15 protein-coding genes are annotated in these 14,835 nt (G+C 71.7%); 13 read left to right on the top strand and 2 right to left on the bottom strand.

Features of this window, described 5'->3' with window-relative positions:
• Positions 1-42: 42 nt before the first annotated feature.
• The 12 genes from P5G50_RS06255 (at position 43) to P5G50_RS06310 (ending at position 13,023) form a co-directional block, all read left to right on the top strand.
• Positions 43-1,440 (top strand): NAD(P)/FAD-dependent oxidoreductase, encoded by a 1,398-nt coding sequence (locus tag P5G50_RS06255; RefSeq protein WP_301210499.1) that lies wholly within the window; start codon positions 43-45, stop codon positions 1,438-1,440.
• Positions 1,440-3,110, top strand: coding sequence for a cytochrome bc1 complex cytochrome b subunit (gene qcrB, locus P5G50_RS06260; protein WP_301210500.1), 1,671 nt, complete (start codon positions 1,440-1,442; stop codon positions 3,108-3,110). Before P5G50_RS06255 ends, qcrB begins: the two co-directional genes overlap by 1 nt.
• Positions 3,058-3,462: a sigma-70 family RNA polymerase sigma factor family protein gene (locus P5G50_RS06265; RefSeq protein ID WP_301210501.1), complete on the top strand. Its 405-nt coding sequence runs from the start codon at positions 3,058-3,060 to the stop codon at positions 3,460-3,462. The genes qcrB and P5G50_RS06265 overlap by 53 nt, the downstream gene beginning before the upstream one ends.
• Positions 3,463-3,567: 105 nt before the next feature.
• Positions 3,568-4,569, top strand: a complete 1,002-nt coding sequence (locus P5G50_RS06270; RefSeq protein WP_301210503.1) for an SIS domain-containing protein — start codon at positions 3,568-3,570, stop codon at positions 4,567-4,569.
• 10 nt (positions 4,570-4,579) lie between these two features.
• A complete protein-coding gene (locus P5G50_RS06275) occupies positions 4,580-5,503 on the top strand; it encodes a PfkB family carbohydrate kinase (protein WP_301210505.1) in 924 nt (307 codons plus the stop codon).
• 35 nt (positions 5,504-5,538) lie between these two features.
• On the top strand, positions 5,539-6,630 hold the full coding sequence (locus P5G50_RS06280) for a LacI family DNA-binding transcriptional regulator (protein ID WP_301210506.1): 1,092 nt from the start codon (positions 5,539-5,541) through the stop codon (positions 6,628-6,630).
• Positions 6,631-6,805: 175 nt separating this feature from the next.
• The gene (locus P5G50_RS06285) at positions 6,806-8,122 is read left to right on the top strand and encodes an ABC transporter substrate-binding protein (protein WP_301210507.1); all 1,317 of its coding nucleotides are present in this window, start codon (positions 6,806-6,808) and stop codon (positions 8,120-8,122) included.
• Positions 8,119-9,108 (top strand): carbohydrate ABC transporter permease, encoded by a 990-nt coding sequence (locus P5G50_RS06290; protein ID WP_301210508.1) that lies wholly within the window; start codon positions 8,119-8,121, stop codon positions 9,106-9,108. The genes P5G50_RS06285 and P5G50_RS06290 overlap by 4 nt, the downstream gene beginning before the upstream one ends.
• Positions 9,102-9,938 carry a carbohydrate ABC transporter permease gene (locus tag P5G50_RS06295; protein WP_301210509.1) on the top strand — a complete coding sequence of 279 codons (837 nt, stop codon included), beginning with the start codon at positions 9,102-9,104 and terminating at the stop codon, positions 9,936-9,938. Before P5G50_RS06290 ends, P5G50_RS06295 begins: the two co-directional genes overlap by 7 nt.
• Positions 9,939-9,945: 7 nt before the next feature.
• Positions 9,946-11,133, top strand: coding sequence for an MFS transporter (locus P5G50_RS06300; RefSeq protein WP_301210510.1), 1,188 nt, complete (start codon positions 9,946-9,948; stop codon positions 11,131-11,133).
• A gap of 125 nt (positions 11,134-11,258) precedes the next feature.
• Complete coding sequence (locus P5G50_RS06305) at positions 11,259-12,032, top strand: alpha/beta fold hydrolase (protein ID WP_301210511.1); 774 nt, start codon at positions 11,259-11,261, stop codon at positions 12,030-12,032.
• Positions 12,033-12,042: 10 nt separating this feature from the next.
• Complete coding sequence (locus P5G50_RS06310; RefSeq protein WP_301210512.1) at positions 12,043-13,023, top strand: alpha/beta fold hydrolase; 981 nt, start codon at positions 12,043-12,045, stop codon at positions 13,021-13,023.
• Between the two features lie 32 nt (positions 13,024-13,055).
• Here P5G50_RS06310 and P5G50_RS06315 read toward each other — a convergent pair whose 3' ends face one another.
• Both P5G50_RS06315 and P5G50_RS06320 read right to left on the bottom strand, forming a co-directional pair.
• Entirely contained in the window at positions 13,056-13,199 is a 144-nt protein-coding gene (locus P5G50_RS06315) for a hypothetical protein (protein ID WP_301210513.1), read from the bottom strand.
• Positions 13,200-13,258: 59 nt separating this feature from the next.
• Positions 13,259-13,879: a TetR/AcrR family transcriptional regulator gene (locus P5G50_RS06320; RefSeq protein WP_301210514.1), complete on the bottom strand. Its 621-nt coding sequence runs from the start codon at positions 13,877-13,879 to the stop codon at positions 13,259-13,261.
• 66 nt (positions 13,880-13,945) lie between these two features.
• Here P5G50_RS06320 and P5G50_RS06325 point away from each other — a divergent pair, with 66 nt between their 5' ends.
• On the top strand, positions 13,946-14,755 hold the full coding sequence (locus P5G50_RS06325) for an SDR family NAD(P)-dependent oxidoreductase (protein WP_301210515.1): 810 nt from the start codon (positions 13,946-13,948) through the stop codon (positions 14,753-14,755).
• Positions 14,756-14,835 lie beyond the last annotated feature (80 nt).

The raw sequence follows: 14,835 nt of genomic DNA on the forward strand, positions 1-14,835 counted from the left end.
ACAGGTGAAGACATTCCTGACCGGATGGGGAGGTTCATCGACATGCGTCGCATCCTCGTGGTGGGCGGCGGCTACGCCGGGTTCTACACGGCCTGGGGCCTGGAGAAGCGGCTGAAGCCGGGAGAGGCCGAGATCACGGTCGTCGACCCGCGGCCCTACATGACCTATCAGCCCTTCCTGCCGGAGGTCGCCGCCGGCTCGATCGAGGCACGGCACGCGGCCGTCTCGCTGCGCAGCCACCTCCGCCGCACGCGACTGGTGCACGGCACCGTGACGCGCATCGAGCATGCGCGGCATGCCGCGACGGTCCAGCCGCCGGACGGCGAGCCGTTCGAGCTCGGCTACGACATCGTCGTGGTGACGGCGGGCGCTGTCACCCGCACCTTCCCGATCCCGGGCGTCACCGAACAGGCCATCGGCATGAAGCACGTGGAGGAGGCGATCGCCATCCGCGACCGGCTGCTCGACGCCTTCGACCGGGCGTCCCTGCTCCCGGCAGGGCCCGAGCGGTCGCGGCTGCTCACGGTCGCCTTCGTCGGCGGCGGCTTCTCGGGCGTCGAGGGGTTCGCCGAGCTGCTCTCGCTCGCGACGGCGCTGCTGCGCTCGTATCCCGAGCTGCGGTTCGACGACCTCTCCTTCCACCTCGTGGAGGCCCGCGACCGCATCCTGCCCGAGGTCACCGACAAGCCGGGCGAGTGGGTCGTGCGGCACCTGGTCGAGCGCGGGGCGCGCATCCACCTCGGCGCCCAGCTGCTGTCGGCGGAGGACGGCCACATCGTGCTCTCGACCGGCGAGGAGTTCGACGCGCACACCATCGTGTGGACCGCCGGCAACGGCGCGAACCCCGTCGTCGCGAACAACACCGACCTGCCCGTCACGGCACGCGGCTCGGTGATCGTGCGAGCGGATCTGCGGGTCGGCACGGCCGACGCGATCGTCCCCGACGCGTGGGCGGCGGGCGACGACGCGGCGGTCCCCGATCTCGCCTCCGCGGTGGAGGGCGCGATCACCGTCCCGAACGCCCAGCACGCCGTGCGGCAGGGCCGCCTCCTCGCGAAGAACATCGCGGCGTCGATCCGCGGCGGCCGCGTCCGCGACTACGTGCACCACAGTCTCGGCGTCGTGGCGACGCTGGGGCTCGGCAAGGGCATCTTCGAGTGGCGCGGCATCGTGATCAAGGGATTCCCGGCCTGGGTGATGCATCGCGGCTACCACGTGCTCGCGATCCCGACCTGGGAGCGCAAGGTGCGGGTGGCGCTCGTCTGGGCCACCGCGCTGCTGTTCGGGCGCGACATCGTGTCGCTGCTGTCGGTGCAGCACCCGCGGCAGGCCTTCCTGCGAGGCGGCCGGGTGGAGGCGGAAGCAGCCACCACCGTGCCGCCCCGGCCCGCACCTGAGCCCGCCGCCGCGACCGCCGCCGCCGGGGCCGGGAGCCTCTGATGCCCGTGCAACGGCGCCGCCGCCCATCCCTCACCGACCGCCTCGCCGGCCTCGCGAGCACGACCTCCGCGGGTCGGCGGGCGGGCGGCCTGCGCGCCTCGCTCGCCGCCCGCCGGGTGACGCTGCGCTGGTCGAACCTGTTCGGCGTGGTCGCGGCCGCGTGCGTCGCCGTGCTGTTCGTCACGGGCTTCGTGCTCATGTTCGTCTACGCGCCGACCAGCGACCGGGTGGTCTACGACGGCCCGTACGCGCCGCTCGCCGGGGTGGAGATGTCGAAGGCGCTGCAGTCGACGCTCGCCATCTCGTTCGAGCTGCCGGGCGGCCTGCTGCTGCGGCAGGCGCATCACTGGGCCGCCCTGCTGCTGCCGGCGGCGCTGATGCTGCAGCTCGCGGTGTCGTTCTTCACGGGCGCGTTCCGCCGTCCCCGCCGGCTCTCCTGGGTGCTGCTGTTCGGCCTCCTGATCGTCGCCCTGGTCGGTGGCTGGAGCGGGTACGCGCTGCCCGACGACATGCTGTCGGGCACGGGTCTCCGCATCGTCGAGGGCATCGTGCTCGGCATCCCCGTGGTCGGCACCTGGCTGTCGTGGCTGCTGTTCGGCGGTGAGTTCCCCGGCCGCATCATCGAGCACCTGTACCCGATCCACATCGCGGTCGTGCCGGTGCTGCTCCTGGTGCTCTACGCGGCCCGGGCACGCCTCGCGTACCGGGAGCGCCCGCTGCGCTCCGCGGGCGAGGAGCCCTCGGTCGGCCTGCCGGTGTGGCCGCACGTCGCGCTCCGGGCGGGAGGCCTCCTGACGATCGTCGCCGGCGTCATCGTGCTCGTCTCCGCCACCGTGACGATCAGCCCGATCTGGCTGTACGGCCCCTCCTCGCCCGGCGACGCGTCCGCGGGCAGCCAGCCCGACTGGTACACCGGCTTCCTCGACGGCGCCCTGCGGCTGGTGCCCCCGGGCTGGGAGGTGGAGTGGCTCGGCCGCACCTGGACCCTGGCGATCCTCGTGCCGCTGATCGTCGTCGGGCTGTTCCTCGCCGCCGTCGCCGTCTACCCGTTCATCGAGGAGTGGCTGAGCGGCGACACCGCCGAGCACCACCTCCTTGACCGGCCGCGCAACGCGCCCACCCGCACCGGTCTCGGGGTCGCCGGCATCGTCTTCTACGGCGCGCTGTGGGGCGCCGGCAGCGCCGACCTGGTGGCCACGCACTTCCACCTCTCGGTGGAGGCTGTGGTGCACGCCTACCAGGCGGCCGTGCTGCTCGGACCGATCGTCGCCTTCGTGGTGACGCGGCGCGTCTGCCTCGCGCTGGAGCGCAAGGACCGCGACATCCTGCTGCACGGCTACGAGACCGGCCGCATCGTGCGGCTGCCGGGCGGCGAGTACGTCGAGGTGCACGGCGCGGTGGAGGCGCACGAGCGTTATCGACTCGCCGGACCCGTGGAGGCGCACCCCTTCGAGGCTCGCCCCCGGCCGGACGGCCGGCTGCGGCTCGCCGACCGCCTCCGAGCACGGGCGTCGCGGTTCTTCTTCGAGGACCGCCTGACGCCGCTGCCCGGCCCGGGCGCGGAGGCGACCGGCGCGCTGCCGGGCGGTGACGACGACGTCGACGATGGGCGGATGGATGACAGCACGCGGGAGCGGATGCCGGCGCAGGAGGCGGCGGTGGCACGATGAGCTCGCGCTGGCGCGCCTCGTCGCCGGGTTCCGCGACGCCTACGCGATGGAGGATCTCGCCGCGCTCGCGCGCATCCTCGGGCCGTGGGTGCGGATCGCCGTCGACGCCGGCGAGCAGGCGACGGCTCCGCCGCCGGCCCTCGGCGTCATCGCGGTCATCGGCCTCCTCCACCAGGTGCTCGGACCGCCCGGCGACCTGACCCTGGAGGTGCGCTCGGTGAATGGCGGCCCGGGTCTCCTCGTAACACGGTGCGGAGACCCGGTCGCCGTCGTCGTGCTGCGCGGACGGGTCGGCGCGGTGACGGACCTGTGGGTGGTCGCGGACCCCGGGAAGCTGCTGCGCTGGCGGTGACGCCGTGGCCCGCGAGCCCTCTGCGCTTGCCCTTCGGCCGGACATCTGCCACGATTGGAACGCATTGATACCGGTATCAATGGGTGAGCCGGTGGAGGGAGACACATGCTGGGCTTCAACGAAGAGGAATTCCTGGAGCAGGCGCGGAGCACCGTGGCGCTCCGGCCGCAGATCGAGCAGCTGGTGGAGCGCATCCAGGGCGGCAGCTGGAAGAACATCTACTTCATCGGCGCGGGCGGCACGTACGCCGCCGCGCTGCCGTACGAGCGGTTCTTCCAGACCCGCTCGGCGTTCCCGGTGCGCGCCGTGATCGGCAAGGAGTTCATCCTCGCGCCGGACCCGCAGTTCGGCCCCGACTCGGTCGCGATCTTCGCCTCCGTCTCGGGAACCACGGAGGACATCCTCGAATGCGTCGAGTTCGCACGCGAGAAGGGCGCGCTGACCATCGGCTTCACCGGTTACCCGGAGAGCCCGATCGCCACCGCGGTCGACGAGGTGCTGCTGTCGGCGCCCAAGGCGTGGCCGTTCGACGTGCAGTTCCTGCTGTTCGGGGCCGCGTTCCTCGCCGCGCGGGGCGAGTTCGAGGGCTATGATCGGTTGGTCCAGGACCTGCAGTACGTCCCGGAGGCGCTGGTCGCCGTCACCAAGCAGGCCGATGCGGCGGGGGAGGCCTTCGCCGAGAAGCACGCCGAGACCGACTACCACTTCCTCGTGGGGTCGGGGAACCTGTGGGGCTTCACGTACCTGTATTCGATGTGCATCCTCGAGGAGATGCAGTGGCTGCGCACGACGCGCGTCCACGCGGCGGAGTTCTTCCACGGCTCGCTCGAGCTCATCGAGAAGGACACCAGCCTCCTGCTCTTCATGGGCGAGGACGAGACCCGGCCGCTCATGGACCGCGTGCTCGGCTTCGCGACGGAATACAGCGACGACGTCACGGTGATCGACACCAAGGACTACGCGCTGCCGGGCGTGAGCGACGAGTTCCGCAGCCTGCTCGCCCCGATGATCGCCGACGCCGTCGTCGACCGGTTCAGCAAGCACCTCGCCCGGGTGCGCGACCACTCGCTCGACCTGCGCCGCTACTACCGCGTCGTCGCGTACTGATCGAGGCGCGATGAGCAACGTGCGCGTCCTCGGCTTCGGGGACAACATCGTCGACCGGTTCGTCGACCGCGGGGTGGAGTATCCGGGCGGGAACGCGGTGAACGTCGCGGTCTTCGCCCGGCGGCTCGGCGCCGAGGCCGGCTACCTGGGGGTCTTCGGCGACGATGAGCGCGGCGCGTTCGTCCGGGGCGCCATCGAGGAGTGCGGGGTCGACACCTCGCTCTCCGCGGTGCGCCCCGGGCCGAACGGCGTGACCGAGATCGAGACCGTCGACGGCGAGCGGCGCTTCCTGGGCTGGAACCAGGGCGGCGTCACGCTCAGCGACCCGATGCGGCTGGGCGAGGAGGAGCTGCGCTACGCGGCCGGCTTCTCGCTCATCCACTCCAGCGCCTATTCGGCCTCGGTGGAGGAGCTGCCGAAGCTCGCGCCCACGCGGGCCCTGCGCTCCTACGACTTCTCGTCGGAGCCCGAGTTCCGCACCTCCGAGTACCTCGACGCGGTCGGACCCTGGATCGACCTGGCCCTCGTGTCGTGCGGCGACCTCAGCCGCAGCGAGGTCTGGGCGGAGCTGCGCCGCGTGGCAGGGCACGGTCCGCGGCTGGTGCTGGGAACCCGCGGACAGGCGGGCGCGATGCTGTTCGACGGCGAGGCGTACTACTACTCCGAGGCCGCGCCGGTGCCTGGGCCGTTCCTCGACACGATGGGCTGCGGCGACGCCTATCTCGCGGCGTTCGTGGTTGAATTGCTCCGTTCCGGCTGGCGCAGGAACGCCCGGCCCGGGGGCGTCGCGCTCCACCGGTCGATGCGGCAGGCGGCGCAGTTCGCGGCCCTCCAGTGCACGGTCGATGGAGCCTTCGGCCACGGGCGTCCCATCGAGGGCGCAGTGGAGGTCGGGAGTCCGATCGGAGGAGTTGCGGCCGGCGACGCCGGGTGATCCGGGCGTCGCCCCGCGCGGAGGAAGGGGTGGCGATGTCCACGGAACGCGAACGGACGCCGTCGCCGACGATCTCCGAGGTGGCGGAGGCGGCCGGCGTCGGCCGCGCTACCGTGGCGCGCACCCTGGGCGGCTACGGCTCCGTGAGCCCGAAGACCAGGGACAGGATCCTCGCCGCGGCCAAGGAGCTCGGCTACCGCCCCAACTCGATCGCCCGCAGCATGACGACGGGCGAGACGCGGACGCTCGGCGTCGTGCTCGCCGATGTCGGCAACCCCTTCTTCGCGGGCGTGCTGCGCGGGATCAGCGACGCGGCGCGCGAGGCCGGATACGACGTGATCGTGCTCAGCACGGACGAGAGCGTCGAGCAGGAGGCCGCGGCGATCGAGGTGCTCGTCGACAAGCAGGTCGACGGCATCGCGCTCGCGCCCGCGGCCGGCCGGCGCGAGACGCTGCCGCACCTCGACGTCGTCGCCAAGCGGGGCATCCCGCTGGTGCTGCTCGACCGGCTCGTCGACACCGTCGCGGCCGACGCGGTCGTCATCAACAACCGCGAGGCGTCGCGGGAGGCGGTGGAGGCGCTCATCGCGCAGGGTCACCGGCGCATCGGTTTCGTCTGGGGCCCGGTGACGAACGAGCCGGCGGCCGACGCCGACGACCTCCGGCGCATCCTCGACCATGCCCTGTGGAGCGACGGCGAGCGTCTGCTCGGCTACCTCGACGCGCTGGAGCGCGCCGGTATCCCGTTCGACACCTCCCTCGTCACCCATGTGCTCAAGAACGAGCAGCAGGCCACCAGGGCGGTGCTCGGGATGCTCGCCCTCTCGGACGCCCCGACCGCGATCTTCGCGACCGAGACCGACGCCCTCACCGGAGCCTTGCGCGCCATGCGGCAGCGCGGGCTGCTCTGCCCCGAGGACATCTCGCTGATCGGGTTCGACGACAGCTCGTGGGCGAGCGTGATGACGCCGCCGATGTCGGTGGTGGCGCAGCCGATGCACCGGCTCGGCGTGCTGACGGCGGAGTGCCTGCTCGCCCGGGTCGCCGGCAGCGACGCGCCGGTCGCGACGCACGTGCTCGAGGCGTCGTTCATCGCGCGCGACTCGGTCGCCCCGGCCGCGCGCTGACCCGTCCGGCTTCGCCGTCTGAACGTCGGACGGCGATGTCCTGATACCGATGTTGATACCGGTACCAATTTCCCGTATAGTCGTCGCAACCGGCGCCCGAGACAGCCGGAGAAGCGATCCAAGGACGGGTCAGCGGTGAACGATCTCCGCCCGACCCGGATGACGGGAGAAGAGCGTGAAGAAGACCAGAACCATCGCCACAGCCGCGGCGGGCGTCCTCGCCCTGGCGCTGACCGCGTGCTCCTCCGGTGGAGGCAGCAGTGCCGACATCGCCGCGAAGCCCGACTTCTCCGGCAGCCTGAGCATCCTCACCGCCGGTGCCGGCGACCCGATGAGCTCCTACTTCGAGGATCTGGTCGCCGACTACAAGAAGCAGCACCCCGACGTGAAGATCACGCTGGCGCAGGAGACCGACGACAACGCCATCAAGGACAAGGAGAAGGTCCTGATCGGCTCGCAGTCGCTGCCCGACATCTACTTCAGCTATGCGGGCAACTGGGGCGAGAACTTCGCCGAGAACGGCCTCGCCGCCGACCTCAGCTCGGTGATCGCGCCCGGCACCGCCTGGGGCGACACGTTCGGCACGGGCTCGGTCGACGCGTTCAAGTACGGCGGCAAGTACTACGGAGTCCCGCTCTACAACGACGCCAAGTTCATGGGCTACAACACGAAGATCTTCTCCGACCTCGGCCTCGACGTCCCGAAGACGCTCGAGCAGCTGATCTCGGACTGCTCCACGATCAAGGCGGCCGGCTACGTGCCGATCGCGTTCGGCAACAAGGACGGCTGGCCCGGCCTGCACTACCTCGGCCAGCTGTTCGCGTACGACGTCCCGCGCGACGCCCTCGACGACGACCTGCTCCCCAAGACGGCGAAGTACACCGACCAGGGCTACGTGGAGGGCATGAAGCAGTTCCAGCAGCTCGTCACCGCGTGCACGGGCGACGGCTCCAACTCGAACGGCGTCACCTACACCACCGCGCAGCAGCAGCAGGCGACCGGCAAGGCGGCCATGTACTACCAGGAGCTGATCGAGTTCGACTCGGTCAACACGGACGACAGCCAGCTCCACAAGGACGGCTTCGGCATCTTCCCGCTGCCGGCTCCCGAGGCCGCCGCGGGCGACGCGAAGACGCTCGAGGCCGCCCCCGAGGGCTACATGATCAATCAGCGCAGCAAGAACGCCGCCCTGGCCCTGGACTTCCTGAAGTTCGTCACGAACGAGAAGAACGCCACGACGCTCTCGGCTCCGCCGTACGGCCAGCCGAGTGCCGTCAAGGACGTCGTCACCGAGGACATCGCGACCCCCGCCGTCGTGGAGGGCACCAAACTCGTCAACGACGCGCCTTCGACCGTCGTCTGGCTCGACATGGCGAACGTGCCGTCGGTGGCCGACGCCTGGGTCGCCGCCTCGGAGGGCCTCGTCTCCGGCAGCCTCAGCCCCGAGGACGCCCTGGCGTCGGTGCGTCAGGCCTCCGAGAAGGCGAAATGACCACCACCCAGGCGCCCCAGGCGCCCGTGCGGACCCGCCTCGAGCGGGGCCGCACGGCGCCCGCGGCGGGCGCGCCGGGCACCGGGGCGCCCGGGGCGGCACGGCGCCGCGGCGCCGCTTGGCGCGGGCTGGTCTGGCTGCTTCCGGCGCTCGCCGTGCTGGCCGTGTTCGTCTACTGGCCGCTGATCCAGAACATCGTGTTCAGCTTCCTGAAGTGGAACATCTACAGCGGCGAGCAGACCTTCGTCAGCGTCGACAACTACTCGGCGCTCGCGGAGGACCCGGTCTTCTGGAGGGCCCTCGGCAACAACGCCTGGTACGCGGTGCTCTCGATCGTGTTCCAGGTGCTCGGCGCGCTGGTCCTCGCCGCGATCGTGGAGAGCGTGCGCAGCGACCGCTGGCGCAAGGCGTTCCGCGCGATCTACTTCATCCCGTCCGCCATTTCGCTCACCGTCGCGGGCCTCCTCTTCTACTTCGTGTACCAGCCGCAGACGGGCCTCCTGAACGTCTTCCTCGACGGCATCGGGCTGGGGCAGTTCTCCCAGGCCTGGCTCGGGCACGAGAGCACGGCGATCTTCGCGATCATCGCGATGAGCCAGTGGCAGGGCTTCGGCTACAGCGTGCTGCTGTTCTCGGTCGCGCTGCAGCGCATCCCGCAGGAGCTGTACGAGGCGGCCCAGCTCGACGGGGTCGGGCCGGTGCGCCGCTTCTTCACCGTCTCCGTGCCGCTCGTGCGGGAGATGACCGGGCTCATGATGATCGTCACGATCTCGGGAGCGTTCCAGGTCTTCAACGAGGTCATGGTGATGACCTCGGGCGGACCCAACAACTCCAGCCAGGTGCTGGGGACCTGGCTCTATCACGCCGGCTTCGTGACCAACGACTTCGGCTCGGCGGCGGCCATCGGCGTGGCGATCTTCGTCATCACGCTGCTGCTCGCGGTCGCGCAGCTCGCCTACTCGAGGAAGCGGAGAGTGGAATGGTGATCCTCGCCCGGCTCGGACGCGGTGTCCGTTCGGCGGCCATGTGGGCGCTGCTGATCGTCCTCGCGATCGTGGTCCTGTACCCGCTCGTCTGGATGATCATGAACGCGCTCAAGACGAACGCGGAGCTCTTCACCGACCCGTTCGCGCTGCCCGCGAGCCCGCTGTGGCAGAACTTCGCCACGGCATGGCGGCAGGGCGTCGGCGACTTCGTGCTCACGAGCGTCTCGCTGACCGTCCTGGCGACCCTGATCACAGAGCTGATCAGCGCGTGGGCGGCGTACGGGCTGACCCGGGTGAGCATCCCGCTCAACCGCACCTTCACCGTCATCGTGCTCGCCGGCCTGATGCTGGCGCCGACGGTCGCGCTCATCCCGCTGGTGAAGATGTTCCAGGGCATGGGGCTCTACGACTCGTTCCTCGGCCTGCTGATCCTCTACACGGCGTTCCGCATCCCGTTCACCGTGTTCCTCATGCGGGCGTACATGCTCGATCTGCCCCGGGAGGTGGACGAGGCGGCCTCGATCGACGGCGCCTCCCGTGCCGCCACCTTCTGGCGGATCATCCTGCCGATGAGCATGCCGATCATCATCACGACGATCGTGCTGAACGTCCTGCAGAACTGGAACGAGTACCTGTTCGCGATGGTGTTCACCTCCGGGACCGGCGTGCAGACCCTCCCGGTCGGGCTGGCCGATCTGATGTCGAAGAACGGCACGCAGTACCCGGTCGTCTTCGCGGGCATGGTGATGGCCGCTGCCCCGATGGTGATCCTGTTCTTCGTCTGCCAGCGCTACTTCGTTCGCGGGCTCGCCGGCGGGGTCGGCAAATGACCTGCTGATGCGGGTCTACCTCGACCTCGTCCGGCTGCCGGGCGTGGTGCGGATCACCGCGTCCCAGCTGCTGGCGCGGTTCCCCCTCGGGATGCTGTCGCTCGCCGTGCTGCTGCACGTGCGGGAACTGACCGGCTCGTACGCCGTCTCCGGGCTGGCGGTCGCGTGCCTCAGCGTCGGGCAGGCCGTCGCGATGCCGGTCACCAGCAGGCTGGCCGGCCGCCTCGGCATCCGGAGGACGATCGCCGCGCTCACCGCGGCGAACGCGGTGGCGCTGCTGGTGCTGACCGTGACACGACCGGGGACCCCGGGCCTCCTCGCGCTCGGGCTCGCCATCGGGCTCTCGGTGCCGCCGCTGATGCCGGTGGTGCGCGCGCTCTACCCGCGGCTGGCGCCGCAGGAGAGCGTCGGCGCGCTGTTCGCGCTCGACACCTCGGCGCAGGAGCTGATCTGGATCCTCGGCCCGGTCGTCGCGACGACCCTCGCGGCGACGGTGTCGACGGCCTTCCCGCTGCTCGTCGCCGCCGCCGTGTCGCTGGTGGGAACAGCCTGGTTCCTCCTGAGCCGCCACGTGGGTGAGGTGCGCCTCGAGCGCAACCGCTCACCCTTCGGGCGCGTGCTGCTGCGGCCGGCGATGCGCTTGGCGCTCGCGGCGAGCTTCGGACTGGTGGCCTCGTTCGGGGCCCTGGAGCTGGCGCTGGTCTCGCGGTTCGACGAGTCGGGACCGCTCGCGGGGATCGCGATCGCGGTTGCGAGCCTCGGGTCGCTGGTGGGAGGGATCGCGATCGGCCACCGGAGGCTGCGTCGGGGCCTCCTCGCCCTCATCCTGCTCGGGATGGCCGCCGCCACGGCCGCGGCGGCGCTGACGACAGCGCTTCCGCCCTTCCTCGCGCTGATGTTCGTCGCCGGGCTGGGCTTCGCCCCGTCGCTGGCTGGGCTCTACGCGCTCGTCTCGTCGGCGCTGGCATCGTCGTCACAGGGGGAGGGGGAGTCGGCGGAGGCCTTCGGCTGGCTGAACACCGCGGGCACCGTCGGCGGAGCCGTCGGAACGGCCGTCGGCGGCTTCGCGGGGCAACTCGTCGGGACCCTCTCGCCGGTCGCCGGAGCCGGTCCGTTCGCCGCCTCGACGCTGTTCGTGCTCGGGGCTGCGGCTGTGCCGCTGCTGCCGGGATTCCGACGCGCGGCAGAGGCGTAGACCGCTCGACCGAACGGGGGCTCGGGATTCCTCGCCGGGCGCTGCCCCGTCACAGCGGCGGGGCGCGCGCGGTCAATGCTGTGAGCGCGTCGCATCGGGCGGCGCCCATCCGAGAGGACATCACCATGACCGAACAGCTCCCCACCGTCGTGCTCGTGCACGGCGCCTTCGCCGAGTCGGCCAGCTGGAACGGCGTCATCGAGCGGCTGCGCGCCCGCTCCGTTCCGGCCGTCGCCGTCGCGAACCCGCTGCGCAGCCTCACCGGCGATGCCGGTTACGTGCGCGACGTCATCGCGAGCATCGACGGGCCGGTCGTGCTCGTCGGCCACTCCTACGGCGGGCTCGTCATCAGCGAGGCGGGCGCAGCGAACGACGCGGTCGCCGCCCTCGTCTACGTCAACGCGTTCGTGCCCGAGCACGGCAAGACGGCCTTCGACCTGTCGACCGAGTTCCCCGGCAGCACGCTCCCCGACGCGCTGGCGCCGCGGACCCTCGCCGACGGCTCGGTCGAGCTCACCATCCGGCCAGACGTGTTCCGGCACCAGTTCGTGGCCGATGTCTCCGAGGCGGAGGCCGCCCTCATGGCCGCGACGCAGCGCCCGGTGACGCAGGCCGCGCTGACCGACCCGCTGCCGACCAGCACGCCCGCGTGGACGACCACGCCGTCGTGGTTCGTCTTCGGCGACCAGGACCTCAACATCCCCGTCGCCGAGCACCGCGCGGGCGCCGAGCGCGCAGGAGCGAACGCGCGCGGCGTGCGCGAGGTGGCGGGCGGCTCGCACGCGCTGAGCGTCTCACGACCCGACGTCGTGGCCGAGGTGATCCTTGAGGCGGTCGAGGCCGTCGCCGCGGGCGCCGGCGCCGGCGTCACCACCGCAGCGTTCCAGACCGGGGCCTGAGGCGGAGCGCATGCACGACACGACCCGCCCGCCGGGACCGGGGGCCACGGGCGCACCTCAGCCGGACGCCCTCGGCCCGCTGCGGCGCGCGCAGACGCCCGAGCTCGACGTGGCGTTCCACGAGCTCGGCCCGGCGGGCGGGCCGGCCGTCCTCCTGCTGCACGGGTACCCGTACTCCGTGAGCAGCTACGTGGAGGTCGCACCGCGGCTCGCCGCGCACGGCCTCCGCGTGATCGTGCCGCACCTCCGCGGGCACGGACCGACGCGGTTCCGCGACGACAGCACGCCGCGCAGCGGCCAGCAGGCGGCGCTCGCGACGGACGCCGTCGACCTCCTGGACGCCCTCGGCATCGACTCCGCGGTGCTGGCCGGCTACGACTGGGGCGGCCGCGCGGCGTGCGTGGCCGCCGCGCTCCAGCCCGAGCGGGTGCGCGGCATCGTGTCGGTCAACGGCTACCTCATCCAGGACATCGCCGCGTCGGGGAACCCGCTGCCGCCACGACTGGAGGCGGGCTTCTGGTACTTCTTCTACTTCCTCACGGAGCGCGGACGCGCCGGCCTGACCGCGGACCCGCGCGGCGTCGCCGAGGTCATCTGGCGCAGGAACTCTCCCGAGTGGGCGTTCACCGACGCCGAGCTGGATGCCGCCGCAGCGGCCTTCGACAACCCGGACTACGTGGAGGTCGTGCTGCACTCCTACCGGCACCGGCTCGGTGCCGCGCCGGGGGCGCCAGCCTATGTGGCGGCGGAGTCAGTGCTCGCCACGTTGCCTCCGATCCCCGTCCCGGCCGTGACGCTCGACGGGATGGCCGACGGCAACTTCCCGGCGACGGACGGCTCTGCGCAGGCCGTGCGGTTCACCGGACCGCGCGAGCACCGCCAGGTCCCGCATGCGGGCCACAACCTCCCGCGGGAGGCGCCGGACGCCTTCGTGGCGGCCGTGCTCCGGGTGGAGGAGCTGGCGCCCCCTGAGGCCGTCTGGGCCCCTTAGGCGGTCTGCGCCGTCTAAGCGGTCTGCGCCGTCTAAGCGGTCTGCGCCAGCTCCGCGTAGTAGGTGACGTGGCACCCGTCACCGTTGCACTCGACGCACACGGTGATCTCCTCGCTGTGCTGGGACGGGTCGGCACCCGATCCGTCGCACCGTTCGCAAATCTCCAGGGTTCTCATGCCGACGATTCTGCGCCCGACCTCCGACATCGGCGGCAGGCGCACGGGTGTGTCGTGGATCATTCCGGTGACCGGGAGGGCGCGACCGCGAGCCAACGGAGTGCGGCGTCGACGGCGTCGGCCGGCGCGCTCGCGCCGTCGGCCGACGCCCACTCGATCAGGGCCGTATGGGCCGCCGCCTGGTAGGCCGAGGCGACCGCCCGGCGCGCCGGCTCCGGCATGGTCGGCTCCGCCCGGCCCAGGTGCGCGGCGATGATCCCCTCCCACGCGTGATACGCGGGAGCGGCGGAGGCGGCGAGCTGCGGCTCCGTCGACACGAGCCGCGCCCAGCGGGAGCCGAGCCGGCGCACGAAGTCGCTGCGCGAGACGGAGTGCACCACGGCCTCCCGGAGCACATCGGCCAGCGGTCTGCCCGGCTGCGCGGCCTCGAGGGAGTCGCGGAGCCGGTCGGAGGCCGCCTCCAGCCCGACCCAGGCGATCGCCGCGCGCGTGGGGAAGTGCCGCATCAGCGTGCGGGCGCTGACCCCGGTTGCTGTTGCCAGGTCGTTCCAGCTGGTGCCGGAGAACCCGCGCGCGCTCCACAACTCGATCGCGGCCTCGGCCACGGCGTCGACGTCGACCACGCTCGGACGCCCTCGCCGCGCGGGCCCGGCGGCGGTGTGCTCGTTCGGCGTCTCCATCCGAGGAACGATAGCAGCGGAGCCGCTTTTTGACGTAGAGTGACAAAAAAGAGTGAGGAGCTCCCCATGCCACGCACCTACGTCGTCACCGGTTCCGCCTCCGGGATCGGCGCCGCCACCGCCGCCCTGCTCCGCGAGCGCGGCGAACGCGTCATCGGCGTCGACCTCCGCGGCGCCGACGTCGAGGCCGACCTGAGCACGAAGGAGGGCCGCATCGCCGCGGCCGCCGCCGCGAGCGACCTCGCCGGCGGCGTGGTCGACGCCGTCATCGCGTGCGCGGGCATCTCCGCACCCGTCCCGAAGACCATCTCGGTCAACTTCTTCGGCGTCACCGAGTTCGTGGAGGCGCTGCTGCCCGCCCTGCGCGCCTCGGACGCGCCCCGCGCCGCCGTCGTGTCGTCGATGGCCTCCCTCCAGCCGAACTCGGCCGAGATGGTGGAGGCGGCGCTCGCCGGAGACGAGGCGCGCGCCCTCGAGATCGCCCAGGGCTTCGTCGGCGACGACCCGATGACCGGCTACATCGTGTACCCGTCGTCGAAGCGCGCGCTCGCCCGCTGGGTGCGCCGCGAGTCGATCACCGAGGCGTGGGCAGGCGCGGGCATCCCGCTCAACGCCGTGGCCCCCGGCACGGTCGTCACCCCGATGACCGCCGAGCTGCTGGCGACCCCGGAGGGCGCGGCGATGGTCGACAGCCAGGTGCCCATGCCGCTCAACCATCACCAGCCTCCCGAGTCGATCGCGAACCTCCTGATCTGGCTCACCAGCGTCGAGAACACGCACATGGCCGGCCAGGTGATCTACGACGACGGCGGTGCCGACGCGACCCTGCGCGGCGACGACATCTGGTCGTGGAACGACGCTCCCGGGGCGGCCTGACCGGCTGATTTCGCGTGCGGGCGCGCGCCGAGTATCCTTATGTGGCGCCTCCGCTCAGCAGCTGACTGGTGGTCGGGAGC

The sequence above is a fragment of the Leifsonia williamsii genome, assembly GCF_030433685.1.
Taxonomy (GTDB): Bacteria; Actinomycetota; Actinomycetes; order Actinomycetales; family Microbacteriaceae; genus Leifsonia; species Leifsonia williamsii.

Excerpts from the sequence above, each read along its gene's own strand:
- P5G50_RS06270 (WP_301210503.1), top strand. The coding sequence starts at position 3,568 with ATGCTGGGCTTCAACGAAGAGGAATTCCTGGAGCAGGCGCGGAGCACC.
- P5G50_RS06265 (WP_301210501.1), top strand. The coding sequence starts at position 3,058 with ATGACAGCACGCGGGAGCGGATGCCGGCGCAGGAGGCGGCGGTGGCAC.
- P5G50_RS06300 (WP_301210510.1), top strand. The coding sequence starts at position 9,946 with ATGCGGGTCTACCTCGACCTCGTCCGGCTGCCGGGCGTGGTGCGGATC.
- P5G50_RS06310 (WP_301210512.1), top strand. The coding sequence starts at position 12,043 with ATGCACGACACGACCCGCCCGCCGGGACCGGGGGCCACGGGCGCACCT.
- P5G50_RS06290 (WP_301210508.1), top strand. The coding sequence starts at position 8,119 with ATGACCACCACCCAGGCGCCCCAGGCGCCCGTGCGGACCCGCCTCGAG.
- P5G50_RS06305 (WP_301210511.1), top strand. The coding sequence starts at position 11,259 with ATGACCGAACAGCTCCCCACCGTCGTGCTCGTGCACGGCGCCTTCGCC.
- P5G50_RS06255 (WP_301210499.1), top strand. The coding sequence starts at position 43 with ATGCGTCGCATCCTCGTGGTGGGCGGCGGCTACGCCGGGTTCTACACG.
- P5G50_RS06295 (WP_301210509.1), top strand. The coding sequence starts at position 9,102 with ATGGTGATCCTCGCCCGGCTCGGACGCGGTGTCCGTTCGGCGGCCATG.
- P5G50_RS06315 (WP_301210513.1), bottom strand. The coding sequence starts at position 13,199 with ATGAGAACCCTGGAGATTTGCGAACGGTGCGACGGATCGGGTGCCGAC.
- P5G50_RS06280 (WP_301210506.1), top strand. The coding sequence starts at position 5,539 with ATGTCCACGGAACGCGAACGGACGCCGTCGCCGACGATCTCCGAGGTG.
- P5G50_RS06320 (WP_301210514.1), bottom strand. The coding sequence starts at position 13,879 with ATGGAGACGCCGAACGAGCACACCGCCGCCGGGCCCGCGCGGCGAGGG.
- P5G50_RS06325 (WP_301210515.1), top strand. The coding sequence starts at position 13,946 with ATGCCACGCACCTACGTCGTCACCGGTTCCGCCTCCGGGATCGGCGCC.
- qcrB (WP_301210500.1), top strand. The coding sequence starts at position 1,440 with ATGCCCGTGCAACGGCGCCGCCGCCCATCCCTCACCGACCGCCTCGCC.
- P5G50_RS06275 (WP_301210505.1), top strand. The coding sequence starts at position 4,580 with ATGAGCAACGTGCGCGTCCTCGGCTTCGGGGACAACATCGTCGACCGG.